Annotated in this window: 36 protein-coding genes, 1 pseudogene and 1 riboswitch; of the genes and pseudogenes, 26 read left to right on the forward strand and 11 right to left on the reverse strand. The window is 37.9% G+C overall.

Annotated features, from left to right (window positions below):
- Positions 1 to 474 precede the first annotated feature (474 nt).
- On the reverse strand, positions 475 to 633 hold the full coding sequence (locus CEF16_RS23895; protein ID WP_170032102.1) for a hypothetical protein: 159 nt from the start codon (positions 631 to 633) through the stop codon (positions 475 to 477).
- A gap of 282 nt (positions 634 to 915) precedes the next feature.
- Between CEF16_RS23895 and CEF16_RS18465 the strand changes: the two genes are divergently transcribed.
- A complete protein-coding gene (locus CEF16_RS18465; RefSeq protein WP_091584582.1) occupies positions 916 to 1,950 on the forward strand; it encodes a DMT family transporter in 1,035 nt (344 codons plus the stop codon).
- Positions 1,951 to 1,956: 6 nt separating this feature from the next.
- Here the strand turns inward: CEF16_RS18465 and CEF16_RS18470 are convergent, their stop codons facing one another.
- From CEF16_RS18470 to CEF16_RS23900, 3 genes are all read right to left on the reverse strand, one after another.
- Entirely contained in the window at positions 1,957 to 2,823 is an 867-nt protein-coding gene (locus CEF16_RS18470; RefSeq protein ID WP_091584584.1) for an SDR family oxidoreductase, read from the reverse strand.
- A 99-nt stretch (positions 2,824 to 2,922) separates the two neighbouring features.
- A complete protein-coding gene (locus CEF16_RS18475) occupies positions 2,923 to 4,086 on the reverse strand; it encodes an acyl-CoA dehydrogenase family protein (RefSeq protein WP_091584586.1) in 1,164 nt (387 codons plus the stop codon).
- Positions 4,087 to 4,191: 105 nt separating this feature from the next.
- Entirely contained in the window at positions 4,192 to 4,344 is a 153-nt protein-coding gene (locus CEF16_RS23900; RefSeq protein ID WP_170032105.1) for a hypothetical protein, read from the reverse strand.
- Here CEF16_RS23900 and CEF16_RS23395 point away from each other — a divergent pair.
- From CEF16_RS23395 to CEF16_RS24980, 3 genes and pseudogenes are all read left to right on the forward strand, one after another.
- Positions 4,344 to 4,675: pseudogene (locus tag CEF16_RS23395) on the forward strand (BCCT family transporter); the annotation flags it as partial. The gene CEF16_RS23900 and the pseudogene CEF16_RS23395 overlap by 1 nt on opposite strands.
- A 151-nt stretch (positions 4,676 to 4,826) precedes the next feature.
- The gene (locus CEF16_RS18485; RefSeq protein WP_091584590.1) at positions 4,827 to 5,456 is read left to right on the forward strand and encodes a cell wall hydrolase; all 630 of its coding nucleotides are present in this window, start codon (positions 4,827 to 4,829) and stop codon (positions 5,454 to 5,456) included.
- A gap of 83 nt (positions 5,457 to 5,539) precedes the next feature.
- On the forward strand, positions 5,540 to 5,668 hold the full coding sequence (locus CEF16_RS24980) for a hypothetical protein (protein ID WP_281259189.1): 129 nt from the start codon (positions 5,540 to 5,542) through the stop codon (positions 5,666 to 5,668).
- On the opposite strand, the gene CEF16_RS18490 is transcribed toward CEF16_RS24980, so the two are convergent.
- On the reverse strand, positions 5,640 to 5,837 hold the full coding sequence (locus CEF16_RS18490) for a hypothetical protein (RefSeq protein ID WP_091584592.1): 198 nt from the start codon (positions 5,835 to 5,837) through the stop codon (positions 5,640 to 5,642). The two genes, CEF16_RS24980 and CEF16_RS18490, sit on opposite strands and share 29 nt — an antisense overlap.
- 372 nt (positions 5,838 to 6,209) lie before the next feature.
- On the opposite strand from CEF16_RS18490, the gene CEF16_RS18495 reads away from it, so the two are divergent.
- From CEF16_RS18495 to CEF16_RS18555, 14 genes are all read left to right on the forward strand, one after another.
- Positions 6,210 to 6,638 (forward strand): hypothetical protein, encoded by a 429-nt coding sequence (locus tag CEF16_RS18495; RefSeq protein WP_091584594.1) that lies wholly within the window; start codon positions 6,210 to 6,212, stop codon positions 6,636 to 6,638.
- 15 nt (positions 6,639 to 6,653) lie between these two features.
- Entirely contained in the window at positions 6,654 to 6,926 is a 273-nt protein-coding gene (gene gvpA, locus CEF16_RS18500) for a gas vesicle structural protein GvpA (RefSeq protein ID WP_245917923.1), read from the forward strand.
- 69 nt (positions 6,927 to 6,995) lie between these two features.
- Positions 6,996 to 7,268 carry a gas vesicle protein GvpO gene (gene gvpO, locus CEF16_RS18505; protein ID WP_091584596.1) on the forward strand — a complete coding sequence of 91 codons (273 nt, stop codon included), beginning with the start codon at positions 6,996 to 6,998 and terminating at the stop codon, positions 7,266 to 7,268.
- A gap of 5 nt (positions 7,269 to 7,273) precedes the next feature.
- A complete protein-coding gene (gvpN, locus tag CEF16_RS18510; protein WP_091584599.1) occupies positions 7,274 to 8,269 on the forward strand; it encodes a gas vesicle protein GvpN in 996 nt (331 codons plus the stop codon).
- Positions 8,270 to 8,282: 13 nt separating this feature from the next.
- Positions 8,283 to 9,038 carry a GvpL/GvpF family gas vesicle protein gene (locus CEF16_RS18515; RefSeq protein WP_091584601.1) on the forward strand — a complete coding sequence of 252 codons (756 nt, stop codon included), beginning with the start codon at positions 8,283 to 8,285 and terminating at the stop codon, positions 9,036 to 9,038.
- On the forward strand, positions 9,035 to 9,274 hold the full coding sequence (locus tag CEF16_RS18520; protein ID WP_091584602.1) for a gas vesicle protein GvpG: 240 nt from the start codon (positions 9,035 to 9,037) through the stop codon (positions 9,272 to 9,274). The genes CEF16_RS18515 and CEF16_RS18520 overlap by 4 nt, the downstream gene beginning before the upstream one ends.
- 15 nt (positions 9,275 to 9,289) lie before the next feature.
- Entirely contained in the window at positions 9,290 to 10,156 is an 867-nt protein-coding gene (locus CEF16_RS18525) for a GvpL/GvpF family gas vesicle protein (protein ID WP_091584604.1), read from the forward strand.
- Complete coding sequence (locus CEF16_RS18530; RefSeq protein WP_091584606.1) at positions 10,131 to 10,328, forward strand: gas vesicle protein; 198 nt, start codon at positions 10,131 to 10,133, stop codon at positions 10,326 to 10,328. The genes CEF16_RS18525 and CEF16_RS18530 overlap by 26 nt, the downstream gene beginning before the upstream one ends.
- A gap of 48 nt (positions 10,329 to 10,376) precedes the next feature.
- Positions 10,377 to 10,658, forward strand: a complete 282-nt coding sequence (locus CEF16_RS18535) for a gas vesicle protein K (protein WP_091584835.1) — start codon at positions 10,377 to 10,379, stop codon at positions 10,656 to 10,658.
- A gap of 26 nt (positions 10,659 to 10,684) precedes the next feature.
- Entirely contained in the window at positions 10,685 to 11,011 is a 327-nt protein-coding gene (locus tag CEF16_RS18540; RefSeq protein WP_091584607.1) for a gas vesicle protein, read from the forward strand.
- Positions 11,008 to 11,184, forward strand: a complete 177-nt coding sequence (locus CEF16_RS23905; RefSeq protein ID WP_170032108.1) for a hypothetical protein — start codon at positions 11,008 to 11,010, stop codon at positions 11,182 to 11,184. The genes CEF16_RS18540 and CEF16_RS23905 overlap by 4 nt, the downstream gene beginning before the upstream one ends.
- Before the next feature lie 442 nt (positions 11,185 to 11,626).
- Positions 11,627 to 12,568 (forward strand): DMT family transporter, encoded by a 942-nt coding sequence (locus CEF16_RS18545; RefSeq protein WP_091584837.1) that lies wholly within the window; start codon positions 11,627 to 11,629, stop codon positions 12,566 to 12,568.
- Positions 12,569 to 12,747: 179 nt separating this feature from the next.
- The gene (locus CEF16_RS18550) at positions 12,748 to 14,097 is read left to right on the forward strand and encodes a hypothetical protein (RefSeq protein ID WP_139185944.1); all 1,350 of its coding nucleotides are present in this window, start codon (positions 12,748 to 12,750) and stop codon (positions 14,095 to 14,097) included.
- Positions 14,098 to 14,313: 216 nt separating this feature from the next.
- Entirely contained in the window at positions 14,314 to 14,556 is a 243-nt protein-coding gene (locus tag CEF16_RS18555; RefSeq protein WP_091584611.1) for a DUF2584 family protein, read from the forward strand.
- 92 nt (positions 14,557 to 14,648) lie between these two features.
- Here the strand turns inward: CEF16_RS18555 and CEF16_RS18560 are convergent, their stop codons facing one another.
- Positions 14,649 to 15,455 carry a 2OG-Fe dioxygenase family protein gene (locus CEF16_RS18560; RefSeq protein ID WP_091584613.1) on the reverse strand — a complete coding sequence of 269 codons (807 nt, stop codon included), beginning with the start codon at positions 15,453 to 15,455 and terminating at the stop codon, positions 14,649 to 14,651.
- Positions 15,456 to 15,596: 141 nt separating this feature from the next.
- Between CEF16_RS18560 and CEF16_RS18565 the strand changes: the two genes are divergently transcribed.
- Together CEF16_RS18565 and CEF16_RS18570 are read left to right on the forward strand one after the other, a co-directional pair.
- Complete coding sequence (locus CEF16_RS18565) at positions 15,597 to 17,759, forward strand: type IA DNA topoisomerase (protein ID WP_091584615.1); 2,163 nt, start codon at positions 15,597 to 15,599, stop codon at positions 17,757 to 17,759.
- Between the two features lie 36 nt (positions 17,760 to 17,795).
- The gene (locus CEF16_RS18570) at positions 17,796 to 18,365 is read left to right on the forward strand and encodes a DUF421 domain-containing protein (protein ID WP_091584617.1); all 570 of its coding nucleotides are present in this window, start codon (positions 17,796 to 17,798) and stop codon (positions 18,363 to 18,365) included.
- A 33-nt stretch (positions 18,366 to 18,398) separates the two neighbouring features.
- Here the strand turns inward: CEF16_RS18570 and CEF16_RS18575 are convergent, their stop codons facing one another.
- Positions 18,399 to 18,917 carry a DUF3231 family protein gene (locus CEF16_RS18575; protein WP_091584619.1) on the reverse strand — a complete coding sequence of 173 codons (519 nt, stop codon included), beginning with the start codon at positions 18,915 to 18,917 and terminating at the stop codon, positions 18,399 to 18,401.
- A gap of 253 nt (positions 18,918 to 19,170) precedes the next feature.
- Positions 19,171 to 19,264: riboswitch (guanidine-I (ykkC/yxkD leader) on the forward strand.
- A 48-nt stretch (positions 19,265 to 19,312) separates the two neighbouring features.
- Here CEF16_RS18575 and CEF16_RS18580 point away from each other — a divergent pair.
- The 3 genes from CEF16_RS18580 (at position 19,313) to CEF16_RS18590 (ending at position 20,446) form a co-directional block, all read left to right on the forward strand.
- Positions 19,313 to 19,660: a DMT family transporter gene (locus tag CEF16_RS18580; protein WP_091584621.1), complete on the forward strand. Its 348-nt coding sequence runs from the start codon at positions 19,313 to 19,315 to the stop codon at positions 19,658 to 19,660.
- Positions 19,660 to 19,974 (forward strand): DMT family transporter, encoded by a 315-nt coding sequence (locus CEF16_RS18585; protein ID WP_091584623.1) that lies wholly within the window; start codon positions 19,660 to 19,662, stop codon positions 19,972 to 19,974. The genes CEF16_RS18580 and CEF16_RS18585 overlap by 1 nt, the downstream gene beginning before the upstream one ends.
- A 139-nt stretch (positions 19,975 to 20,113) precedes the next feature.
- Positions 20,114 to 20,446 carry a DUF1516 family protein gene (locus CEF16_RS18590; RefSeq protein ID WP_091584625.1) on the forward strand — a complete coding sequence of 111 codons (333 nt, stop codon included), beginning with the start codon at positions 20,114 to 20,116 and terminating at the stop codon, positions 20,444 to 20,446.
- Positions 20,447 to 20,608: 162 nt separating this feature from the next.
- Here CEF16_RS18590 and moaC read toward each other — a convergent pair whose 3' ends face one another.
- The 4 genes from moaC to CEF16_RS18610 form a co-directional block, all read right to left on the reverse strand.
- On the reverse strand, positions 20,609 to 21,094 hold the full coding sequence (gene moaC, locus CEF16_RS18595; protein ID WP_091584626.1) for a cyclic pyranopterin monophosphate synthase MoaC: 486 nt from the start codon (positions 21,092 to 21,094) through the stop codon (positions 20,609 to 20,611).
- Between the two features lie 44 nt (positions 21,095 to 21,138).
- Entirely contained in the window at positions 21,139 to 22,452 is a 1,314-nt protein-coding gene (locus CEF16_RS18600; protein ID WP_091584628.1) for an NCS2 family permease, read from the reverse strand.
- A gap of 90 nt (positions 22,453 to 22,542) precedes the next feature.
- The gene (thiW, locus tag CEF16_RS18605; RefSeq protein WP_091584630.1) at positions 22,543 to 23,037 is read right to left on the reverse strand and encodes an energy coupling factor transporter S component ThiW; all 495 of its coding nucleotides are present in this window, start codon (positions 23,035 to 23,037) and stop codon (positions 22,543 to 22,545) included.
- A gap of 55 nt (positions 23,038 to 23,092) precedes the next feature.
- The gene (locus CEF16_RS18610) at positions 23,093 to 23,422 is read right to left on the reverse strand and encodes an ion channel (RefSeq protein WP_170032111.1); all 330 of its coding nucleotides are present in this window, start codon (positions 23,420 to 23,422) and stop codon (positions 23,093 to 23,095) included.
- A 173-nt stretch (positions 23,423 to 23,595) separates the two neighbouring features.
- On the opposite strand from CEF16_RS18610, the gene CEF16_RS18615 reads away from it, so the two are divergent.
- The 3 genes from CEF16_RS18615 (at position 23,596) to CEF16_RS18625 (ending at position 26,698) form a co-directional block, all read left to right on the forward strand.
- Positions 23,596 to 24,141, forward strand: a complete 546-nt coding sequence (locus tag CEF16_RS18615; RefSeq protein WP_091584634.1) for a tyrosine-type recombinase/integrase — start codon at positions 23,596 to 23,598, stop codon at positions 24,139 to 24,141.
- Between the two features lie 15 nt (positions 24,142 to 24,156).
- Complete coding sequence (locus CEF16_RS18620; RefSeq protein WP_091584636.1) at positions 24,157 to 25,629, forward strand: potassium/proton antiporter; 1,473 nt, start codon at positions 24,157 to 24,159, stop codon at positions 25,627 to 25,629.
- A 169-nt stretch (positions 25,630 to 25,798) separates the two neighbouring features.
- The gene (locus CEF16_RS18625) at positions 25,799 to 26,698 is read left to right on the forward strand and encodes an AEC family transporter (RefSeq protein ID WP_091584638.1); all 900 of its coding nucleotides are present in this window, start codon (positions 25,799 to 25,801) and stop codon (positions 26,696 to 26,698) included.
- Positions 26,699 to 26,780: the final 82 nt, after the last annotated feature.

The following is a 26,780-nucleotide window of genomic DNA, read 5'->3' on the forward strand; positions in this document are numbered from 1 at the left end:
TTTCCGGAGGGAGTCTACGTGTATTTCAGCTGAAATTAATTAAAAAATTTAGCCGACTCAACTTGAACATGTACCTGTTAAGTAGGCACTAATAAAACACTGTCAATCAAATTCTGAGTAGTAAGGACAAATTCATGTGCTAAAATGCCCCATTTCTTAGTTAAGGCGTTCAAGACGACGATCGGGTCATGCCCTGTTAGCTACACGCTTGATGTAAGAAGGATTTGTGAATTGGAATCCCTAGACACTGTGCAGCAGGGTCCCTTTTCCAAATCCTTTTTCTTTTAATTGGGCTAACACGTTATAGACGAGAGACATCCCATTCATTTTCAGACACACAAAAAACCCCTAAAGTTAGTCGATGGAAACTGTCGTAATTATAGAATACAGGCAGTTTCTTTTTCGTGTCTACTTTATGGGTATAATATCAACTTATGAGACAGCTCCTCTTTTTTTTCATGGCCTGTTATGCCGCTATTTTTCATTGGGAAAACGGAACTCATCGGTAGCAGCGTCAAGCTGGTTCGCTGAAGCGGCTACTTTACTAGAAGCTTTTTTAATGGCCTCCACAGATTGTAATAGTTTCTCTAGTTCTTTTTCAATGCTGTCATTTTGATTTTTTGTTTGATTCATAGCATGCAAGATATCATCAAAGTGTTTATCTGTGAATTCAACGCTTTCTGATCCCTTTATGTTCTTTGTTTGAAAAGTACGTTTTTTGCTGCTGTTTAGAAAAAGGTGATAACATTTTCATTGATTTCCTCCAGCCTCTTTTTATTATAAACAAATGTATATTACTAATAACTTCGGTCTATAAAAAATTTTTGAAGTAGATTCCATAATTCGGCCAAAATCCTTACTCTTATTATAAAAAAATTGTAGAATAAAAGAGTTGGCAACAAAGGGGATTATAATATGAAAGCGTACTTGTTTTTACTAATTACTGCTGTTATCTTTTCAGGTAATATTATTGTAGGAAAGGCAATCAATGACCTTCCTCCTTATACGATTGCATTTTTTCGGGTCTTTATTGCACTTTTAGTTGTCCTTCCGATAGGCTGGAGGCAAGCCAAACAGTATCGGCCTGTTTTTCAAGAAGAGTGGAAGCCGCTGTTAGGACTGACCCTCACAGGAGTGGCTTTTTTTAATTCGTTTATTTATGCATCTTTGCAATTTACAAGTTCAACGAATGTAGCGATTATGGAATCTGCCATTCCAGTAGTGACCATTATATTTAGTATGCTATTTTTAAAAGAAAAATTGTTTGGTGTTCAATGCCTAGGTGTGATTTTATCAGTTGGTGGTGCTATTTGGGTGATAACAGAAGGGTCATGGCAGGTAATTCGTGACCTTGCATTTAATATAGGGGACATTATAATGATTGCGGCTGTTCTGACGTGGGTCGCTTATTCTATTTTAGTTAAGTTTCATATGATGAAGTTTCCGATATACGGAAGCTTATTGGTCATGCTTGCAGCTGCCAATGTTGTACTGCTTCCAATTGCTTCCATTGAGTGGATAATAGGTGGATTTCCGGCAGTTTTTCAACTCAATCATTCATTAGGTCTATTATATTTGGGCATCTTTCCTTCTGTTATTGCGTTAATACTATGGAATAAAGGAGTTGAAGAAGTCGGTCCATCACAGGCGTCCGTATTTCTTAATTTACTGCCTGTTTTCACTATTATAGGATCGCTCCTTTTTCTTGGCGAAAAAATTACGATCATTCAAGTGCTCGGCGCTCTCGTGGTGATCAGCGGTGTATTACTTACTACCAAAACGAAAAAAGGGAGGGCTGCAAAAAAAGACAGTTGTCGTAAAAAAGTGACAACTGTTCTTGCCTGTACTTTAGGAAAGTTTTGCTTGTTAAAGGATCAAAGTATAAGTAAAACTACGACTTCCGCCATAGGACTCGGCGGCAAGTCGAGTTTTTCTAATAGCTTAGTTTGAATCTCTTTAGGAAGAAATAAATTCACCGCCATTAATGTGAATAGATTGACCAGTCATATAGGAAGATTCCTCAGAAGCAAGAAATACATATGCACCAGCATGCTCAGATGGTTGTCCGGGCCGGCCCATTGGACTGGTTGTACCAAAATTTGCTACTCCTTCTGCCGGGAAGGTGGAAGGAATTAATGGAGTCCAAACAGGACCGGGAGCCACCATGTTGATGCGAATACCTTGCTTTGCGAGCGGTTCTGCAAGGCTTCTTGTGAAAGCCACAATAGCTCCTTTCGTTGCTGAGTAGTCGATAAGACTTGGATGGCCGCGATAGGCATTAATCGATGTCGTGTTAATAATTGAACTGCCTTCTTTTAGATGAGGAATAGCTGCTTTTGTAACGTGAAAGTAGGAATAAAAGTTTGTTTGAAATGTTTCTTCCAATTGTTCGGCTGAAACCCCAAAAATGTCATCTCTTACATACTGTATAGCTGCATTGTTCACTACAATATCTAACTGTCCAAATTCATCTACGGATTTTTGTACAATATCTTTACAAAAAGCTTCTTTTTTTAGATCTCCAGAAAGAAGTAAGCACTTAACCCCTTCTGCTTCCACCAGTTCTTTCGTTTCTTTAGCATCTTCGTGTTCGTCCAAGTAAGCAATTGCAACGTTAGCACCTTCTTTAGCATAAACCATAGAAACAGCACGCCCGATCCCGCTGTCTCCGCCTGTGATTAATGCAGTTCGTCCTTTTAATTTATCGCTGCCTGTGTACTCTTTTGGCTGAACTGGCAGATGATTCATTTCAGATTCAATACCAGGTTGTCTTGGTTGTGTCTGCGGGGGCTGACCATCTGTTTGTCGTTGTCTGATATCCATGTTTGCTTCCTCCTTTAGGTATCCTGAAAAATGAAACTGTTTTATTTGTTCCACATCATAAGGAAACATAAACAAGAAAATGAAACAAAGCTGGACTCGTTAGGACGAGGTTCCAGCTCTGTTTATGGAATCAGAAGCAAGCAGCATAATGGTCATATCGTCCATTGGCGGATTGTGAAGCCCAGCTCTGACATCCCTGTAATAACGCTGTAGCGGATTTTGGCTGGATAAGCTTTTTGCACCAGCTATTCTCATCGCTAAATCAACCATGGTAATGGCATCATTTACAACGCTGTATTTTACTGCTCCAAGCTCTGGTTTCATTTCTTGTCTTTTTTCGTTAGATGATTCATCCCATTTTTTTGCTACACTGTAAAGGAAGTGACTGCTTTTTTGAGCAAGTAGTTCGATTTCTCCAATTTTCTGTCTTACGTTAGGCAAATCTGATATTGTGCCTTTAATACTGTTGGGAGAATATTCTGTGGCAAATTGAATAGCGTATTCTTGTGCTGCTTTTGCGATTCCAAGATAACAGGCAGGTATGTGAAGCAGCCATCCTGCTGCTGGTTTATCTCCTGGCGCCAGATAAGATACAAGATAGTGTTTTGGAATACATACATTTTTTAACACAAGGTCATTACTGCCTGTTCCTCTCATGGCAATGGAGTCCCATGTTTCTTCAATAGTAAGTCCTTCATTTTCACGAGGAATGAGAAAGTTCGCCACTTTGTCTTCTTTTGGGATGGTGGCGCTTACGACAAAATAGTCAAGCACTGGAGCCATTGTAGTAAATGTCTTACGTCCGTTGATTTTCCACTGATCTGAACTAAATACAGCAGTTGTTTCAGGTTTTCCACCTCGTGTAGGGCTGCCTGTTGCCGGTTCTGTTGCAGTATTGTTTAGCAAAGCGCCACGTTGAAGGGCTTCATTGCAAAAGTACTCATAAAGATCTTCTGGCCAGTTCTTTTGTTCTCCAATGTTTTTCACAATCCCCATATGCCATCCAATGGATAATGCAGTAGATCCATCAGCTTTCCCAATTATTTCTTGTAATTTCACCAGTTCTAAAAGTGATATTTCTTTTCCCCCATAATCTTTAGGGATAGTTAAAGCTGTATAACCGATATCTTTTAAATCCTGAATATTTTCTACAGGAAAAGATCCTTCTTTATCATGTATATAAGCTCGCTCTTTAAAAGGATGAACTGCTTGTTCAAGAGCTGTCAGCCGTTCTTCCATATTGTTTAGATTAAATAGGTCCATGTTTTCACTCCTTTGACTGCGACCATTCTTATTTTATACCACCACAGCAAAAGAAGTCACTCAAATAAAATGAATTGGACGATGACAAATAAAATGTATATCTCTTTAGGAAGAAGATTCTTGTATTTCTTCTTCTAATGAATTCCAGCCTTTGGCTACATCTTCATGTTGGACCATGAGAAAATAGGCTGCAATTAAAATAGCAAAACCGGTAACGATGGAAAAATCCAGGAAATAGCCTGCAGTATTATTTTTCAATTGCTACATTTTTCATTACATCGCGGATTCAGCTACGTTTGTACTTGGTATGCAAACCTCGCGTGGTTCTTTAAAGCCGGAAACAAGAGTGAAATTTATTTAGGGAATTATACTTTTTGCTACAGCAGTTATACTCCTTTATTCGGGGGGATTGCAAGCATTAGAAAACACGATGATTGTTGCAGCTTTCCCTTTTTCTATAATAACGCTGTTTATGATTTATGCCCTTTTTAAAGCTATGAAAGAAGAAAAATCATATTTCAAAAAGCCTCCTAAAAGAGCTAGTATAGAGCTGGTCCTTTATATACGGGCCGTTTTTTTATTTTTTTAATAATTTGGAAACGAAAAGGAGAGTAGTACATACAAACCATTCATTTTATTTCCGTTTGTTAGGACGATTTTATTTGTTTTTTTAAATGTGTAAAAATTGGGTTTATAACGAACGAAAAGGGGGATGGGAATAAGGGAAGGAGGTGACTCGAATGGAAAAAGCGATTTGGAAACAAGTGGTGATCTGGATGATGGCGGGGATGTTTTTTTCTGTCGTTATTGAGAATGCAGAGGCTTACCAAGGTGCTCTAAAAAAAGAGGACAGAGGAGCTTCTGTTAAGGAGCTCCAAGAAGTATTAATCAACATGGGATATTTACATAGTAATGCTACTGGATATTATGGACCGCTGACAGACGAAGCTGTTCAACAATTTCAAAATGACTTTGGTCTTGGGGTTGATGGCATTAGTGGAGCAAACACATTGAGAAAGGTAGAAGACGTGAAACGAATAGCCCAAACAGTACACGGCGAAGCAAGGGGCGAATCTTTTGAAGGCCAGGTGGCAGTAGCAGCTGTGATTCGAAACCGTCTCAACTCTCCACAATTTCCGGAAACGGTAGAAGAAGTGATAACCGAAAGAAATGCTTTTACTGCTGTACAGGATGGTCAGTATTATCTTGAACCGAATACAGCTGCTTATCAGGCCGTAAGAGAAGCATGGCGAGGACGTGATCCATCCCAAGGCTCCCATTATTATTATAATCCAGTTATTGCTACCTCAGATTGGATTTTAACGAGAACAACCAAACTGCAAATCGGCAAACATGTTTTTGCAAATTAATCAAGGGAAGAGATAAGCGGAGCATTCACCTCGATTCCTTCCTTCAATTTAAAAATCCGTTTGTTGGAATAGGAGGAAAGGTATTGGATGTTAAACGACTGCACCGCTTTTACAGCTTTAAAGAAGAAAAAGCGCTGGCATTAAACCAGCGCTTTTTACTGTTCGCAGAAAGCAGAAAAACTTCTAAGAAGGCCGTGTTACTTCGTTTTTAAGAAGTATAACTCGAGGATAAGGATATTCTTCTTCCTCTCCGGCGAAAGGGTAATCGGTAAATTCTACACAGACAGTTCTTTCGTACTCTGCTATAACTCTGCATTCTTTTTGGTCATAAATCAATAATTCACCTTTTTCAAACCAGGATTCTTCTTTATTACTTTCCATTTTAAAGACCCCCTTCACGTATTAAGTAATTTAAATCAAGTTCAAACAGAAATCAAGCGCCTCGTCTATTTCTATATCAAAATGCCAATTAGACATACTTAGAACACTTTTTTTATTTTACGTGCTCAGAATAAAAGATGCAATTGATTAAAAGTGAGCCTGTGTAGTAAAAAATCATCATTTTCTTCTATGCAAGAATGAGTGCGAAAGTTGCAGAATATTCAGGGTTACTCCAGGGAAGGGAGTTTGTAAAGTCTTTACGAACAAAGGTGGTGAAACACAATTTCTGAAGAAGATTCCAAAATAAATAAACAAAAAATAATAGCAGGTGCTGCTGCAGGCATTAGTGTTACAGGAGGAGCTTTATATGTCATGAAAAAAAATGGATTCTCTAAATTAAAAGCCAAAAAAGAAAAAGCAAAAGAAGCAGCCAAAGAAGAAGCTTTAGAACAAGTAGAGGAATCACAGAAGTTAAAAAACGCAGCGGCAGCAACTGTCATAGCTAAAAAGTTTTATGACGTATTTGAAAAAATTCGTAAAGCAAAAGAACACGTGAAAGAAAATTTAAAAAAGGCCAGAGAGCATTTGAAAGATAAAGGACAGCAAGCAAAAGAAAACCTCCAGCAGCTTAAGGGTGAAGTAAAAGAAAAAGGAGAAGAAGCAAAAGAAGAAATCAAAGAAAATATCGGAGGAGATAATGATGACAGTGGTATAAAGAAACCGTCTGATATAAAAGGCCCCGTTGATGTGAAAGGTGCGACAGACATTAAAGGTGCAAATGATTTTAAAAAAGTAACGTAAAGGAGTTGATTTAAAGTGGCAGCTATTCAAAAGAGTACCGATTCTTCCAGCTTAGCAGAAGTGATTGACCGTATTCTGGATAAAGGAATTGTTATTGATTTATACGCAAGGGTTTCCCTCGTTGGAATTGAGCTGATTACGGTTGAAGCACGCGTAGTCATTGCAAGCGTAGATACGTGGTTAAGATATGCAGAAGCAGTTGGCCTTTTAAGAGATGAAGTGCAGGGTGAAATAGATGACGAGTCAAGTGCTAATGAAAGAGGCCAGCAGCAGTTGAATTTTGCATAGTTGGAGGAGGAGACTCTGAAATAGTGTTTTCAGAGTCTCTGGTTCTTACAAATGTAGAGGTGAAAAAACATGAAAATGGAAGAAATAATCTCAACAGTTAACGAGTTTTTTTCTAAGCATGTTCAACCGCCTTTTCGCATTACCTCTGTAGTTAAACAAGAAAATGGATGGGATGTTGAACTAGAAGTAATAGAAGAAAAAGAATATATGAAAGCTTACGCCAAAGACCAACTGCTTGGAGTGTATGAAGCTAAGCTAGACCAAGACATGGAAGTGATTTCTTTTGAGCGGGTCAGCCTGCGTCCTAGAAGTGCACCGCTAGATAAAAATGAAGGGGGGTAAACGTCATGGCAGTTAATAACACAACAACAAAAACAAAAGAACAAACAGATGAGGAAAAGAATGAATTTCAGAAGTCATCTGCTTTTACAGAAAATCAAAAAGAGAACGATTCTTCAAAACAAGAAGAACATTTTATAAAAACAAAAGAAAAAGCAGAGTTACTCTCGCGGACAAAAAAATATATAGAAGCCGGTTTTCCTGTTCACTTCACCGGACCGTCCGGGGTTGGGAAAACATCAATGGCACTCGAATTAGCCCGTCAATTTGATCAGCCTGTTATGCTTCTGCATGGCAACCATGAGCTTTCTAACACGGATTTGTTGGGTGGTTTCACTGGTTATACATCTAAAAAGATGATAGATAATTATGTTAGAACGGTATATAAAAAAGAAGAAAACCTTACAGAGCAATGGAGTCCCGGTCGATTAATGGAAGCTGTTAAAAAAGGATATACCGTTGTGTATGATGAGTTCACTCGCTCTAAACCAGAGACAAACAATTTATTTCTTTCTGTGTTAGAAGAAGGAGTATTGCCTTTGTACGGAATGAAACAAAAGAATTCATTTATCCGGGTCCATCCTAATTTCATGGTGATTTTCACGAGCAATCCGAAAGAATTCGCTGGTGTTTATCATACTCAAGATGCATTGATGGATAGATTGATCACCATTCCTATAGAAAATGAGGATGAAAAAACGGAAACGCGGGTGCTTGCAAAAAAAACGAATATAACATCAAGAGAGGCGGGTATTATTATAACGTTTATTTCCCGCATCAGAAAAACGTGCGAAGAAAAAAAAGAACAAGGACCAAGTTTTCGAACAGCAGTCATGATCGCGGAAATTTGTAGGAAAAACAATATTTCTATAAATAATGAGAATAAAACATTTGCCGATGTGTGCTCGGATATGATCAGCGCTTATATCATGAAGTGCAAAGGATACGAAAATCAGAATAAAACGGAACGATTAATCAAACAAGAGCTCAAGAAAACGGAATAAGGAGTGAAGTAGAATGGCTGAAGAACTTGGATGTTACCTTTTTTGTGCAATACAAACAGAGGGAAATCAAACCTTTGGCAGTGCTGCTCTAGTTGGGGAAGAAAGGAAAGTATATACCGTCCACTATAAAAATTACGCGATGGTCGTGGCTGATGCTCCTATCCAAGTGTACGAACCAAGTCGTAAAAATGCAAAAGCTCATCAGGAGACGATAGCAAAAGTAATGGAAGAGTTTACGGTTGTTCCGATGAGTTTTGGCACCGTATTAAAAACGAACGAAGACGTTTACCTTTTACTAGAGCAGCTAGAGGAGCAATTAAAAGAGATCTTTCCAAAAGTAAACAACAAAATAGAAGTCGGTTTAAAAGTAATTGGAAAAAAAGAATGGCTATATCAAGAAGCCAATCAGCAATCTGATATAAAAAAATTAAAAGAAAAAACGAAATCAAAACAAGAAAGTTATTATGATCAAATTCAGATTGGAGAGCGTGCGGAGTATTTTGTAAGAGGACTGCATGAAAAAATAGAGAACGAAATCTTTTCTCCATTGGAGGAAATCGCAGAGGCTTCAGTTAGCAACGAAGTGATTAGTGAGCGAATGCTTTTAAATGCTTCTTTTCTCATTGATCTAGAGAAAGAAGAAAAGTTTGATGAACTAGTTAATGAACTGTACGAAAAATGGCGGGATAAAACAGAATTTAAATATACTGGCCCTTGGCCTGCTTACAACTTTATAGATATTAAGCTAAAAGCGAAGAGCGCTACATGATACACAAATTATTTACGTGGCCGCTTGATACTGTTATAACCGTAGGGGAAAAAGTGAAAGAAGAAATGGACAAGGAACTTTACGACCTTGATCATATCCAGAAAAAACTTGCTCATGTGCAGATGTTATATGAAATGGGAGATATAACGGAAGAAGAATTTGATGAACAAGAAGAAGAGCTACTTGCACGCTTTCGAATAGCTAAAGAAAAAGAGCAGGAGGAAATCGAGGATTAGAAAGGAGTAAGAGAAATGAATGTATCTGCCCAAACGAATACCTTGATTTATTTATATGCGTTTATACCAAGTAAAGAGTATGAGCAGACAGAGCTTAATTCCTTAGAAGGAATAGAAGCTCCTTATGAAGTGGAATTTATATCATTTCCAGAGATGACGGCAGTTGTGACAAAAGTGCCGGAAGAAGAGTATTCGGAAGCCAATTTACAAAAAAATGTAGAAAACCTCCGCTGGCTGCAGAAAAAAGCATATCATCACCACAACCTGATGAATCAACTACATACACACTTCACCGTTCTGCCTTTAAAATTTGGTACGATTCATGAGACAAAAAGCCGATTGGAAAAAGTAGTTGAGAATCAGGAGAATAACATTCTAACTATGCTCAAACGTTTGAAAAATAAGGAAGAATGGAGTGTGAAAATCTATGCAGATAAAGATCAATTTGTTTCCTCCTTTATGGAAAACAATAGCGACGTAAAAAAGAAAAAAGCAGAAATAAATCAACTGTCTCCAGGAAAGCAATTTTTTGCTAAAAAGAAAATGAATCAATGGATCGATGAAAAAGCCGAAGAAGATATGATCACACTTTGTGAGGAGTTTCATGAGAAGCTAGAACAATACAGCATGGATACGGAGTTAAAAAAGAACTGGGAAAAGAAAATAACCGGCAGAAAGGAAGAAATGTGCTGGAACAGTGTTTATCTTGTAGAAAAAAATCAAAAGGAGCAGTTTTTAGATTGTCTCCAATCAAAAAAAGAAGAAGCAGAAAATGGTAATATAGGGCTTTTCTACGAAATAACCGGCCCTTGGCCTGCTTACCACTTTTCACAGTTTATGGAACGAGGTGAAAGCCATGCAGCAAGAGAGCCTGGAAAATAAAGATGTATCGCTGCTGGATATTTTAGATGCTGTGCTTGATAAAGGGGTTGTTATACGCGGAGATCTTACCATTTCCATTGCTGATATTGATTTAGTTTATTTAGATTTACGTATTTTACTTGCATCTGTAGAGAAGGTAAAAGAATCAGGAGCAAGGGTATATCCGTCTTAATAGAAAGGAGGCAATTTTAAAGTGGATAAAACAAAATCACTTTCTTCCATGCAAACGCACGAGCCGCAAGGGCGCATTTCTCTTGACCCGGGAAAAGCAGAAGAAGGGTTGTCACAGATTGTATTAACTGTTATTGAATTACTGAGGCAGCTAGTAGAAAAGCAAGCAATGAGAAGAGTGGAAGGGGGAGATTTAACAGAAGAACAAATAGAACAGTTAGGAACAGCTTTAATGAAATTAGAGGAAAAAATGGAAGAAATGAAAGAAATGTTCAATCTTGATGATGAAGATTTAAATATAGACTTAGGACCACTTGGAAATTTACTATAAAAAAGTGTTAAGAAGGAGGCTTCCGCATGCCTGTAGAACATCCAGTAGAATCAAATAGTTTAGTAGATGTGTTAGAGACAGTACTAGATAAAGGGGTCGTTATTGCAGGGGATATTAAAATTAATTTAGCCGATGTAGAGTTGTTAACGATAAAAATAAGGCTTATTGTTGCTTCTGTTGATAAAGCAAAAGAAATCGGCATGGATTGGTGGGAAAACGATCCGCACTATTCTTCTCACGCTAATAAAATACAAGAAGAAAATCAGTCTTTGCAAGAGAGAGTAAAACAGCTAGAAGAGCGTCTGAAAAATGAATCTTCCATAGCTGCAGAAGAAAGAGGAAACTCCACATGATTCATCAATTTATGCAAGACATCGGACAGCTGATAAAGGACTTAGAAAAAGAAGGTCAGTCTTCAGTCAGCAGAATGTACGAAGAAACGACAAAAGATAATAAGCCGGTGAGAAGATATGAATATCATTTCACAAGTAAAACTTTAAAGAATGATGATCCTAACTCTAAATAGAAAGGCGTGGGAATTAAAAATTGAAAAAAGACCTGGCGGCGTTAAAGATTAACCAGCTGACTTATCTTAAAAAGACATAAGTCAGCTGGTTATTTTATTTGGGATAATAAGTATATATTAAGTTTTTAAAATGTGGGATGCAGGTTAAAAGATAGAACCGAAAATTCAGCGTATGTATTGGGAAGAATCAGCTTTTAATCAGGAAGACTAGCATTTAACATCATGCTCATTTCTTAAACTTATCCCTGAACTTGTACTATTTAGGTCTTTATTCTAAATAGATAGTCAAACAATGGTCAAAACTATTTTATTATAATATTGGTTTATATGGTTTTTTTAAAAAAGAGGTGAGAAAATAGGGGTGCTCTCCAAAAATAAATCATTCCCCAGTAAAAAAGCAGTACATCGTCTTTTAAAGAGACTTAAGAGAAAAAAGAAGGTGATGGAAATACGTTCAATGACTGCATATGGAATTACTGTAGCTGGAGCATCCTTTTGGGGTCTAACCGGCCTTTTTGTACAAAACCTTTATATTTTTGGTCTTTCTCCAATCCAGGTAGTCACCGTGCGAATGGTGCTCTCCACGATTATAATGTTCACCCTAGTCGGCATCATCCGGCCCTATCTTTTAAAAATATTTATTCGAGACATTCCTCATTTTGTTGGTCTTGGTGTTGTAAGCATTGCGTTGTTTAACTGGTGTTATTTTACGGTAATGGAGCAGTCTTCTCTTTCTATTGCGGTCGTGCTGCTTTACACCAGCCCAGTATTTGTAGCTCTCATATCAAGGTTTATATTCAAGGAGCCCCTAACTCTTAATAAAATCTCAGCAATTATACTTACACTAGCTGGCTGCAGCCTTGTTGCGGGTTTGCTGCCAGGAGGGGCAATGAATATAACGTTAACTGTATTAATGATAGGAGTGGCTTCTGGATTTTTTTGTGCGCTGTATAGTGTTATCGGAAAATTTGTGAGCAGAAAATATCATTCCGTTACCATTACGGCTTATTCTATGTTTTGCGGGAGTATCTTTCTATTACCGATTAGTGATTTGGAAAAAAACATAGAGCCGTTTACTCATCCAATGGCATGGGTCTACGCTGTGGGAAGTGTGATCATTTCAACTATTTTAGCTTATGTGTTATATACTGCGGGCTTAAAGTATATCGAATCCAGCCACGCCGCGATCTTATCTACCGTAGAACCAATTGTAGCTATCATGGTAGGAATTACGGTCTTTAACGACGTCCTGACGATTTGGCAAAGTCTTGGGATAATGCTGGTATTCTCTTCTATTTTGTTAGCTGTATTTTCGAGAAAAAAGAAATTTATTGCAAAGAAGCCAAGAAAAAAATTGTTACCTGTTTTTCATTCTAAAAAATAAAGCCAAGGTACCCTACAGCAGTTTATTAGTATCGAACGATAAAAAGTGATCGATTATAAATGAACGATACGATAAAAGAATTCCGCTTGGAAAACGGTATTCTTTTATATTTTGTTAAACTGTATAAAAACTACTACTGTTTTCACCATGAAACTTGACAAAAAAGCGGGGCAAACGTCATGCAGGGGGTTAAGTTCTTAACATATACGATGTATGTGTTTTTATATGTCATTCATATTTTTATAGAAAATGATTATTTACTTTACGGAATAGGCTTGCTTGGTATTGCTGCTATGTTTATTTCATTTTATGGAGCAAACCGGACTTATCGGGTGTTAGCCGCTGTATTTTTTAGTGTTTCTGTTTTCTTGTTTTTGGTGCATGACCTTCCGGTAAAAGATATTCCATTTTATTTCACCTCAATGGGGTTATTACTTTCGTTATTATACATGATTCCGCTAATAAATCATTTTATGATTGTCGGCAGGTATGAACGGTCTTTATATCGTCTATTACAATCAAATACTGCTGATTTAGCTCAGTTTTATCGTAGAACATCTTTTACGCATTATGTATTGGGGCTGTTTATCTTTCTTTCAGCCATTCCTATTGTGTACCGGTTTGTTGAGAAGCGTTTAACTGGCTTCTCACAGGATGTATTCCATCGTTTTGCAACGCAGTCAATGCTTCGCTCGTTTGCCAGCGTGAATGTATGGAGTCCGATTGAAGTTTATATTGCGCTGGTGCTTGGCATTACAAGTGTTTCTTATTTAAGCATCCTGCCTTGGCTCTTTGGTTTCTCGATTCTTATGTTGATGCTTGATTGGATTCTGGCAGGAAAGTACCATAAGTATTCGTTTGTGAATGAAACTGGTCCTAAACAATTTATCACTAAAAAAGAAGGACGTAAATTGGTAACAATGGTGCTCTTTTTTGTGTTGTTTATTAGTGCGGCATCTATGGTGCATTTGCTTATAGGTATTGATTTTTTCGAAGCTATTATTATTGTTATCTTACCTTACACTTTTATATGGGCTGCAGCTATTAAACGAATGATAACTTTTAGACGCTATAACATTCTTACATGGCCCAGGCAGATTAATACCATGCAAAATTTTATGCTGCTTTTTTTAACTTTAGGGCTTTTTAATGCAATTGTAGAACAAACGAATTTTTTTGCAGCTGTTCGCGAGTCTATGGCGGGGATAGGAGGAACTCCTATTTTGTTATTTTTATTATTACAGCTTAGTGCTCTTGGGTTAGCGTGTACGGGAGTACATCCGCTTGTTACAATTAGTATGCAGGGACTGTTTGTAGAACCATTTTTACAAGAGATAAACCCGCTTAGCATAGCTATTGTGATGATTACTGCTACGCTTGCAAATGATGCAGCAGGAACATTTAACGTACCGATTACTATGATGAGCCAGTATATGAAACGACAACCTTACCAGCTTACACTTTGGAATTTGCCGTTTGCTTTAATATTTGGGGGCACAGGAGTAGTAATTGCTTATCTCCTGTTATAAATGATGTGAAGGTATTTAGGGTTTGAGTGTGGAATATAAATTATAAGCGGAAGACATCGTTTTACGTATACTTTGATCCTTCAATAAACTTAAACTTTCTAAAGGTATTAAAAACTTGGCTGGCCGCCAAGTCCAAATGGCGGAAGCCTTAGTTTTTTCTTTTATTCCTTTAAGGAAAATAAAAAATTTAAAGTATAAAGAAAGAAGGGTAATAAAATGGGTTTCTCTATGGAAATGAACTGGGAAATTATTACTCAAAAAAAAGCAGAACGCTTAGGGGAACGCTCTTTTCGTTTAATAAAAGAAGGGTATCACATGTTTCCGCTCGACACTAAATTACCAATTCAAACGACCGAAGAAAAAGCCCCTTTTGGGAAAGCGATTATTACAAAGATGGAGTGGGGGACAGGTTGTACGACTCTCCACTATGAGCTTGTTTCGTTGAGCTCTGTTAATTAATGGCAGTATGCTCTCACAAGTGGTTGAAAAATCGAAAGAGCTGCCCTCATAAGTATACTTCTTTTGGGATAGCTCTTTCTCTAGAAACAATTCTAAACAAACACCATTTCCTTTGTTTCTCCACGCATGCTTCGAACTTCATCAGGATTAGCAATGACTGTCGGCTGAAAATCAATAAGTATAGCCGATCGTTCTCCTGGACCGTCTGCATCTCCTTTTTCAACCTCACCGACATAATGTGTAACTAAGGGATCATACACACCGTAAGATTCTAAAGGGTTTTCTAAATAAAAAGAAGTCGTTATATCTTTTTCATCCAAGCCCTCCGGCATTTTGCCGCGCTGAGAAGGATTAGAAATAGCATTCATCCCGCCCAAGATATTTCGTCTTCTGATTAAGTGAGCAAAAGTAAAGGGTTCGCCGTCTTGATGAAGGTTGTTTGGTGATGATATTGCCACATCTCCCTCTTTTTCTACTTGCAGTTTCACAAAGTGGACTCCCGCATGGACGGGCATTAACGCATCTTCTCTCATCCAAAACGTTTCTTTAAAATCAAAACGAATAATTTTTTCAAGCAGTCGATTGGCCATTGTCTCCTTTGTCAGTGAAGGAAAACGCCGATATTCTCCGGTATATTCAGGGTTGAAGCTGCCTTGAAAATATTCGTAATAGGCTTTTCCGTCCACTTCGGATTCAGGCAGCCATTGAATTTGATATGTTTTAGGCATGACTACAGCCCTGGCATAACGCCTGTAACGATTTAAATGAGGGGCATATTCATCAGGCGGCAGGTTGTCAAAAGCGCTTGTTAACTTTTCTAGATCTGTTTCTATTCCTTCATATTTAATCATATTTATTAAGTCATAATAGGCAAAGCCAGTTTCCTTTAATTGGCTCACAAGTATTACCTCCAACTGAAATATAACTCATTGACACTATAAAAGTTTATCACGTTTCCTAGAATAGCAAAATGATCTATAATGATGGAAGGAACATTCGTTCTTATTGTAAACTGAATAAAGAATCAAGGAGCGAAGAAAATGCCTGTTATTTTAGCCGAAAAACCGAGTCAGGCAAAAGCTTATGCAGAAGCTTTTCCAAAAGGAAGTAAGAAAGAAGGATTTATAATCATTCCAGCTTGTTCTGTTTTTCCAAATGGCGCCCTGCTGACATGGGGAGTTGGTCATTTAGTGGAATTAAGGTCTCCGGCAGAGTACGAATCTTCCTGGAAACGCTGGAATCTTTCTCAGCTTCCTATGATACCAAACACTTTCAAATTTAAGCCTAGCTATAAAACGAGAAAACAGTTCCAGATCGTTCGAAGGCTGCTCCAAGAAACCAATGAAATTATCATTGCTACTGATTGCGACCGAGAAGGCGAAAATATTGCAAGGAGCATTATATATCATGCGGGGGCAGGGAACAAACCGACCCGGCGCCTTTGGATTAACAGTTTGGAAAAAGATGAAGTGAAAAAAGGATTTGAACAGCTCCATCAGGCCGATCAATATGTAACCCTGTATGAAGAAGCTCAAGCCAGGCAGATTTCAGACTGGGTAGTTGGTATGAATGCCAGCCGTTTATACACATTGCTTTTGCAGAAAAAGGGAATACAACAAGTTTTTAGTGTTGGGAGAGTGCAGACACCCACTTTGAAACTTATTCACGAACGTCAAAAAGAAATTGAAGAGTTCACACCAGAGCCATTTTTTGAAGTGAAAGCTCAATTTAAAACAGATAAGGGCTCATACGAAGGGAAAACCAAAAAACGTTACAAAACAAACGAGGAAGCCAAAAATGTATTAGACAAACATGGAATTGCCTCCAAAGACAGAGGTGAAGTGAAGGAAGTAAACGTTTCACAAAAACGGGTGAAACCTCCCAAGCTTCATTCCCTTTCAACACTCCAGACTTTGGCTAATAAGAAATATAAATACAGTCCTTCTAAAACATTGGAGATAGTGCAATCCCTTTATGACCAGCCGTTAAAACTTGTCACTTATCCAAGGACAGACACACAGCATATTACTAAAAACGAATTCGCATATATTCAAAAAAATCTTTGCTCTTATCAAAAGTTAACCGGTTATATGTTTGAACCTTCGTCCCTTCAGCCCAAAAAAAGATACGTAGACGACAGCAAAGTTAAAGAACACTATGCTATTATTCCAACGAAAAAAGTTCCAACCGAAACGGCTATTCAAAAGTTGCGCACAGATCAAAAAAATATTTATTTTGAAATCGTAAAAAGCGTATTGGCCATGTTTCATTACGATTATGAATTTGAAGAAACAAATGTGATAACCGATGTAAAAGGATTGAATTTTTATAGTAAAGGTAAAGTTGAAAAAGCAAGAGGCTGGAAAGAGCTGTTTGACAGCGGAGTTACTAAACAAAAACAAGGAAAACAGCAGCTTCCAGAACTTCCGCCAGTACACAAAGGCTTACAGGCTGACGCTTTTATCCATATAAAAAAAGAGATGACAAAACCACCTAAACCATACACAGAAGGACAACTTATAAACATGATGAAAACGTGCGGACAGGTGATTGAAGATGATGAAGAAACTAAAGCTGTTTTAAAGGAAGCAGAAGGACTCGGGACAGAAGCGACACGAAGCGGAATTATTAAAACACTCATTCGCCAAGAGTATATTGAGGTGAAAAAGAACATCGTTTCTGTGACCAAAAAAGGAGAAATACTTTGCAAGGCAGTAGAAGGTACACTTTTGTCCAAACCGGAAATGACAGCAAAGTGGGAAATGTTTCTAAAAAAAATAGGACAGGGGGAGGCCCAAAAACAAACATTTATTAGTAATACTGCTGCTTTTACAAAAAAGCTTGTCGACTCCGCACCATTAGAAGTAGATAGTTTAAAAGTCAGTGCAGAAGGTTTGCCTGCGCAAAAAAGAAATTTTAGAAAAAAGACCGCAAATGGTCCAATTGCTCTATGTCCCGCCTGTAAAAAAGGAAACATTGTGCATCGCCAATCATTTTATGGTTGTACGGAGTATAAAAATGGATGCAGACAAACATTTAATAAAACCATATTAGGGAAGGGCATCACGCCTTCGCAAATCAAGCAGCTGTGCGAGAAAGGAGAAACTCGTCTAATAAAAGGATTTAAAGGAAAAAAACTATTTGATGCTAAACTTGTTTTAAAACATAACAAGGTAGAATTTTCTTTCCCGAGCTCCACATAATAAGAAATCATAAGAGTGGATGATAGGGAGGATATTATGAATTTTATTTGGGAGTCAGTCGTGCTTGTATTAGGTGGCTTGCTGCTTTTAAGAGTAGCTGGCAGAAAATCAATCAGTCAAATGACAGTAGCTCAAACCGTCATTATGATTTCTATTGGATCACTGATTATTCAGCCTATAGTAGAAACTTCCATCTGGAAGACGATCGTTTCTTCGGCTATCTTTATTGGTTTTTTGCTTCTCATGGAGTACTTGCAGGTGAAATGTAATGCGATTGAAAAGCTTTTGACTGGAAAATCCAAAGTAGTGATTAGAGATGGTCAAATTCAGTATGATCAGCTAAAACAGCTTCGATTTACAGTAGATCAATTAGAATTGAGATTAAGGCAGCAAGGGATAACTAACCCAGCTGATTTGAAAACAGCAACATTAGAATCAAACGGACAGCTAGGTTTTGAATGGATGCCTAAAAAACGGCCTGTAACAGTCGGAGATCTTGAACAGCTTTTGGGTAAATCGTTAACAGAGGTTGAAGATCCGCAAAATGTATTTACAGAAGCAGCGACCAAGCATCATCCTGTTTCAAATAACAAGCAATTCAAATAAGGGAGGACCATAAAAGGTCTCTCCCTATATTTGTTATACGGTTACCCCTTGAGGAGCATTCATATGAAGCGGCGGTAAAACAAGCCAGCCTTTTTCTTTGTTCATTCGCAGTACCTTCGCACCTGCTTGTGCTTTATTCGTGTGATATTGACCGAATAACATAGCAATGTCTTCACGGGTACTTTCGCCAATGATTTGGCTGCAGCCAACTAAACCAGTCGCTATATCTCTGGCAATCAATGCTGATATTTCCGGATCGTTAAAACGCGCTCCTATCGGTATATCTTCCGGGTGAGAGTAAGCTCTTTCCGGAGGAGAAGGAGGCAGCCCAACACCGTTTTCTTTTAACACTTGTTCAATTTCCATTTCTTCCCGTCTTGCGCCATCTACCATGTCTTCAAGCAATTTAAACAAATCAGCGTCTCCTGCGTGGTTCATATAGGTCTGATAGCTAGAAATAGCGCCCTTAAGTCCAGTTAAATAGGTCCACAAACTGAAGACTTCCCCGTAATGCATCGGTTCTTCGTGTTGGTTTCCACTTAATATACCCATGATCATCCTCCTCAATGAGATCATTATAGGTCTCCTTTTAAAATTTCAGGTCAACTGAAATGGGGTGTTGAACCGACATTAATTAGGTTATGTAGATCACTCATAAATATAAAAGGAGATAGGTGGTATGAAAACCAATAGAAAAAGCATTGTAGTTACTGTAAAGAAGTATAATTTAGAATACAGAATAAAAAATTAATGGTAAGCAAAATTTTTATAACACTAGTTCTGTTTTTTCGTTATAATAAAAATACAAATTGTTTTCTAGGGTTCCGCTTATTTAGGCCTGGTCCGAGAGAAAACACACAGTACAAACTGTGGCACGGAGGGAAAAAAGCCCGGGAGATCTTCTGAAAAATGAGGACTCTCGGGCTTCTTTTGAGGTGAATTGTATAATGAATATGGATTGGTTAAAGGTCGTTACGGCTGCTGTATTTGAAGTCATGTGGGTAATTGGTTTAAAGTACGCTTCTACTGTTTTAGAGTGGGGAGGAACACTCTTTGCAATGTATGTCAGCTTTTATTTATTAGTAATGGCTGGAAAAAATATACCTGTCGGCACCGCTTATGCTGTGTTTGTTGGACTAGGAACAGCAGGAACCATTCTAGCTGATATTATTTTTTTTGGGAAACCTGTAAAGATAATGAAAATAATATTAATCCTTGTTCTGTTAATTGGGGTTATCGGCCTCAAATTGGCAGCTGATGATACTGCGCAGGAGCAGAAGGGGGTTCGAATGTAATGGCATGGTTTTACCTAATAATTGCTGGATTATTTGAGATGACAGGGGTTACCATGATTAATAAGTTACATACCGAAAAAAGTAAAACAGCTTTTGTTTTGATGACAGCGGGGTTTGGTTTAAGTTTTTTATTTCTGTCTTTAGCTATGGAAACCCTGTCAATGGGGACAGCCTATGCGGTATGGACAGGAATAGGAGCAGCGGGGGGAGCACTTGCAGGAATTGTTTGGTACGGTGAACCTAAAAGTTTATTAAGATTAAGTTGTATAGCATTAATCGTATCAGCAGTAATTGGATTAAAGCTTATATCATAACACTTGTGAAAAAAGTGATACTTCTTTAACAATAGGGGTAATCCCTTGCAGAGGGTTTTTTAGTTCTATATGCTGAGAAGAGAAGATGAAGTAAAAAACATGTAATACTTAAATTTTTTAAAAAGGAGAAATGAGCACGATGGAAAGCATTTTTTACGAATCTCACGCAGGTTCATGGTTTTTCCTTATTTTGTTTTTTGTTATTAGCTATTTTTTCACAAAACAAAAGATCACATTGATGCTGCAGCGCTTGTTCGCACTAATCATGATAATAACAGGTATTGGAACTCTCTTCTTTTACAATTTTCCGCTTCTTTATATTTTAAAAGGAGTGCTTGCCATTATACTTATTGCCGTGATGGAAATGCTGGTTGCTCGTAAGAAGAGAAATGAACCTCAAGGCGGTTTGTGGGCTGCTTGTATTATTTTAATTATTGTTGTATTACTTCTAGGCTTTAACGTTATTGGATAATAAAAAGCCAGAGCCCCAGGTTTTTACAACCTATGCTCTGGCTTTTCTGCACTATAGGAATATTTAACTTTTTAAAGTATCAAAGTATAAGCAAAACTACGAGTTCTGTAATTTGGACTTGGCGTTTTCTAATACCGTCAAGGATGCTGTCCTTCCTCTTGGTTATGATCTTTCAAAGTCCCCGTTTTTACCGCCGGTTTTCTTTAACAAGTAAGTTGGACCGATAATCATGCCCTTATCTACTGCTTTACACATATCGTAAATCGTGAGTGCTGCAGTTGAAGCGGCTGTGAGAGCTTCCATTTCAACCCCTGTGTTCCCTTTTACTTTTACTTCAGATGTAATGAGAATGGTATATTTTTCATCCTCCGAAATAGACCATTCAAATTGAATATCCACTCCATTTAAGGAAAGCGGGTGACACATTGGTATAATATCTGATGTTTTTTTGGCTCCCATAATTCCTGCTACCTGAGAAACTGCAAACACGTCCCCCTTTTTGTTTTTGCCTTCCTGAATCTGGTCGTACACTGCTTTGGTCACTGTGATACTAGATCTTGCTATTGCTATTCGTGCTGTTTCTTTTTTTTCTGTAATATCAACCATTTTGGCACGGCCTTGTTCATTAAAATGAGTAAACTCCGACACATTTACCATTCCTTTTTACATGAAAATTTTTACCTGCTGAGTTTTTAATGCGGTAAATAAATGAGCTGGAACAAAAATAGGAAAGCGAATATATAAACAAGCGGGTGAACAGTCTTTCCCTTCCCTTTAACTAATTTAATCAGTGGATGAGAAATAAATCCAAAAGCGATTCCAGTAGCAATGCTTGAAGTTAATGGCATGCTTAAAATTACTAAAAAGGCAGGAAAAGCTTCATCAAATGCTTGCCATTTGATTTGTGAGACGGATCCAAGCATCAGGCTCCCTACAATAATTAGGACAGGAGAAGTGATAGCAGGAAGTCCTGAAACAGCACTAACTGCAGGTCCAAAAAAGATCGCCAGGATAAACAGTACTGCAACAGTTATGGTTGTAAGTCCTGTTCTTCCGCCTGCTGCTACTCCTGAAGAGGACTCAATATAAGCACTGGTCGGACTTGTCCCAAAAATAGAACCGACTGTTTTTGCAACCGAGTCAGCTAATAAAGCCTGCCGTACTCTTGGCATTTTATTTCCTTTCATCAATCCTGCTTGCTCTGCAACACCGATCATTGTACCAGTGGTGTCAAAAATAGTAACAAGTAAAAAAGAAAATACTACAGCGTATAGACCGTATTGAAAAACATCGATAAAAGCTTCCAGTGGAGACCCGAATATAAACCATTCTGGATTAGGCGGAGCCGAGGCGAAGCCATCTTCAAAACTCAAGTGGCCGGTAAAAAATGCAATAATACCGGTAATAACCATCCCTAAAAATAAGGCACTATTTACATTCATGGCCATGAAAACAATAGTAATACCAAGCCCGATTAATGTAAGAATCACTTGAGGAGACTGCAGATCACCTAGACCTACTAAATTTTCTGGATGAGCTACAATCAGCCCGCTCATTCTTAAGCCGATAAAGGCAATAAATAACCCGATGCCAGCTGTTATGCCATATTTTAAGTTGGAGGGAATGGATTCAATTAATTTTTCCCGAAAAGGAGTCAAGGAAAGTATGACAAATAACACTCCAGACACAAAAACAGCCCCAAATGCTGCTTCGTATCCGATTTGGTCATTTGCTCCGACTACAGAGTAAGCAAAATAAGCATTTAATCCCATCCCTGGTGCTACCGCGATTGGATAATTAGCAAAAACAGCCATCCATAATGTCCCAACAACCGTAGCTATAATGGTTGCCATAAAGACATGTTGAAAAGGAACGCCTGCATCGGAAAGAATGATCGGATTAACAACTACAATGTAAGCCATTGTTAAAAATGTTGTTATTCCGGCGAGCAGCTCTGTTTTTGTGTTTGTATTGTTTGCCTGTAGTTTAAATAGTTTCTCTAACATAAATAATCACCCTAAAAACGAACTTTAAAAAAACCATGTTTAATAATATTCGTTTTTAGGGTTTTTTACAAGGGCTGCATCAAGAACTTTTTAAGAGCGGACTCGTTGTAATATATTTCTTTGTTCAAACAATTTAAGTAACGCATATGCAAGAATACCTCCAGCGAATGCACTCAATAAAAAGGAAGGTACAAATGCAAATAAAGCAGTTGCTTCCCCGAGCAGAATGCGGGCAATAGGATATGTAAGCAGAGCTCCAATAATTCCTGTACCAATAACTTCTCCTGCTGTACTAATGTTTAATTTTTTTGTGTATTTATACAAAATGCCGGCAAATAGAGCTCCTACCATACTTCCAGGAAAAGCAAAGATGGAGCCTGTCCCAAACATATTCCGAAGAAGGGAGGTGCCAAATGCTTGAATGACGGCGTAGCCAGGCCCAAGCAGAACGGCAGAGATTACATTGACAAAGTGCTGAACGGGAAAAATCCTAGCGAACCCTATTGGGATAGAAACAAAAGGACTTGTAACGGTAGCAATCGCAATTAATAAAGCAGTATAAGATAACTTTTTTGTGTGATTCATGTGCGGTCCCTCCTTCTTTAACTATCTCAAGAAAAAAGCTATTATTCAACAAACATTAGGCTTTTTCAGAGGAAGAGAGAACAAACACAAGCATAATTGGAAACAGATATCCGATCACAGATTGAATGGTAGCTACAAGCTGGGAATAACCGACAGGGGTAATATCACCGTAGCCGACAGCTGCCATCGTAATTACACTAAAATATATCGATTTCCAGACAAATGTGATTATTGTAAGGTCTTTGTGCTGTTCATAGTGATCAATAACATGTCCCAATTCAGTCACTTCTAAAACCATGTAAATGACAGCAAAACTAACAGAAACGTTTATAAAAAACATGGAAAGGACTAAAAGAGCAGTCCACTTGTTTTTAAAAAAACTCATGTTTATCCTCCCCATAAATAAGACTTGATTATTTTATGGTTTTTACATGGAAATAATGAGTCGCACTAAGCGTATATTCAGATTTTTTTTCTAGCATGTGTTACCATGAAAGTAACATAATATAAGGTCAACACAGTTTTTTGTAACTAATGGAACAAAAGGAGCACATATTAATGGAGTATGTAAGGCCCATAAAAGAAATAGAAGTGATTTTTTTAATGAAACGTGAGTTAAAAAAACAATCTTCGAGAAATTATTTGCTGTTTGTTATGGAGATTAACACAGGGTTAAGAATTAGTGAAATTCTTAGTCTCTCCATTAAAGACGTGTATCAAAACAGAGAACCAGTGGATTTTTTAAAATTAAAAAGAGAAGATGTGTATCTTAATGCGCAAGTGAAGCGTGCCCTGAGATGGTTTGGGAAAAAACATCCATTTAGTAATCCAGAGAGTTATTTGTTCCTATCTTCTCGAGGGAAAACAGCGATCAGCAGGCAGCAGGCTTATCGCATTATTAACCGGGCAGCAGAAAATGTGGGTTTGTCAGAAAAAATCGGTCCCCACACCTTACGAAAGACGTTTGGTTACCATGCCTATAAGAAGGGGATTGCTGTTTCTCTAATACAAAGACGCTTTTGTCATCACACGCCAGCTGAAACGCTAAGATACATCGGGATAAATAAAGAACAAGTAAAACCTCAGCTGGATATAAATTTATAGAGAGGGGGAACCAGCGTGTTTGTCGGCAGTTTTGATATCGATTCCTTTGTCTTACTAGCCGCTTTGCTTTTGATTGTCGGCGTCAGTGTCACAAAATTTTCATCACGTCTTGGTATGCCCTCCTTGGTGCTGTTTATTTTAGTAGGAATGTTAATTGGAAGCGATGGATTAGGAATTATTTATTTTGATAACGCAGAACAAGCTCAATTAGTAGGTATTATTGCGTTAGTTATTATTTTGTTTGAAGGTGGTACACAGACAAAATGGCCAACCATCCGGCCGGTTATGTGGCCGTCTATATCACTGGCTACAATCGGAGTATTAATAACTTCCTTGATTGTTGGTTTTGCCGCTCGATTTGTTGTCGATCTAACTTGGCTTGAAGCCCTTTTACTTGGAGCCATTGTCGGTTCAACAGATGCTGCAGCTGTATTTGCCTCGCTTAAAGAACGTAATATCAGCACAAAAGTTGGGGCAACAATGGAAGCTGAATCAGGCACAAATGATCCAATGGCTGTCTTTTTGACTTTAATCTTTATCGAATTGATCACTGTTAATCAGCCTAATTATTTACTTTTGTTTGGCTCCTTTTTTTGGCAGATGGGGCTGGGTTTATTAATTGGGCTTGCACTTGGTAAAATTGCCTCTATCTCCATTAATCATATTAACTTGGATTCGAGTGGACTTTATCCTATCTTTGCCCTTTCGTTTGCACTATTAACATACAGCACAGCTTCCTTAATAAATGCCAGCGGTTTTTTGGCTGTATATGTTGCTGCTCTGGTTATTGGGAATTCAGAGCTGACGTATCGACATTCGATTTTTCGTTTCAATGAAGGTTTTGCATGGATGGCACAAATATTAATGTTTATTATTCTTGGTTTGCTTGCTTTTCCAGAACAAATTCTATCTGTCCCTGTAATTATAAACGGCATGCTGTTATCTGCCGTTCTTATTTTAATAGCACGTCCGGCCGCAACATTTTTATCAACCATTGCAATGAACTACTCGCTAAAAGAAAAAACATTTTTGGCTTGGGCAGGCCTGCGAGGAGCAGTGCCTATTGTACTGGCTACATTTGCTATTGTGGCAGAAGTAGAAAAGGGACAAATGATCTTTAATATTGTATTTTTTATTGTACTAACTTCTGCTCTTATTCAAGGTTCGTCGCTTTCGTTTATGGCAAAAAAGCTTGGATTGTCTGGTCCGAAAAAAGAAACGCCGCATCATTCCCTTGAATTAATTTCCATAGGCAAAGCAAATGCTGAAATTATAGAATTTAAAACGGATGAAAATACGCCTATTGTCGGGAAGAAACTTCAGGATATTGAGTTTCCAAATACAGTACTGATAAGTGCAATTGTTAGGGACGAAAATTTAGTTACTCCTTATGGAGAGACTGAAATTAAAGAAGATGACTTCTTGTATATTCTTGTTTCACGCAAACAAAAAAACAAGCTCCGTCGGATGTTAAAGCGTGAACATTAAACGATTAACCTACTGGCGCAGGTGGTGTGATAAAATAAAGGCGGCAATATTTTTAAAGGCTTAGTGTTTGAGGGGTAACAGCATAAGATAAACCACGACACGACATTCGCCTTAGGCACTTGGCGACGAGCCGAGTTTTTCTAATGGATTTAATTAAAGGTGGTTTTGTATGACTGTACTTTTTGACGTTTTAATACCGATTGCTCTTATCTTTTTAACAGGTTTTTATCTGCAAAAAAAACAGATGATAGATGTGCGTTCCGTCTCATCTGTTGCTCTTTATATTTTAACACCTGCTCTTGTTTTTCGAACATTTTATACAACAGAACCTGATGGGGACTTATTTAAAATTGCTGTTTTTTCTGTGTTGTTCTTATTAATTATGCTTCTCGTTAATCGATTATTTGCTTACTTTTTTAAGTGGAATTCCAAAGAATCAAGCGGTATGGGACTTGCTGTGACTTTTATGAATGCTGGGAATTACGGTGCACCGTTGATTTTATTCGCTTTCGGTGAAACAGCTTTTGCATATTCCGTAGTATTTATGGTTATTCAATCGCTCTTAATGAGTACAGCTGGAGTATATTTGGCGAATCGAAGCAGTTTAACAGCAGCTGATGCTTTCCGGGTTGTGTTAAAGATGCCTGTTTTTTATGCATTAATACTTGGAGTGTTGTTTCAAGCTTTACATATAGACATAAAAGAAACGTATATGGATGCGGTTAGTATGGTGGCGGAAGCTGCTATTCCTGTTGTAATGGTGGTTCTTGGGATGCAGCTGTCAAAAATATCAATTTCTTCGCTGGACTGGAAACTAGTCAGTATAGGTACCTTGTTAAGGCTTGTGATTTCCCCTTTAATAGCTTTTGGGCTTACTGTTTTGCTTCAAACAAACAGCACGTTAAGCATTGTATTGATTGTTTCTACTGCCATGCCGACAGCAGCGACCATAGCGATGATTGCTGTTCAATTTGATTCCAGTCCACAGCTGGTATCAAGTATTACATTAGTGACAACACTTTTAAGTGTGCCGTCTTTGTGGATTTTGCTTACAATCATTGGAGTGTAAAAGAAGTGTCATAGGTGTTAAACGAAATATAATTTTCAAACTGGTACAATAATTACTAGAAATACTATGGAAAGAAGGGAAC

Origin of the sequence: Alteribacillus bidgolensis (assembly GCF_002886255.1) — a bacterium.
GTDB lineage: Bacteria > Bacillota > Bacilli > Bacillales > Marinococcaceae > Alteribacillus > Alteribacillus bidgolensis.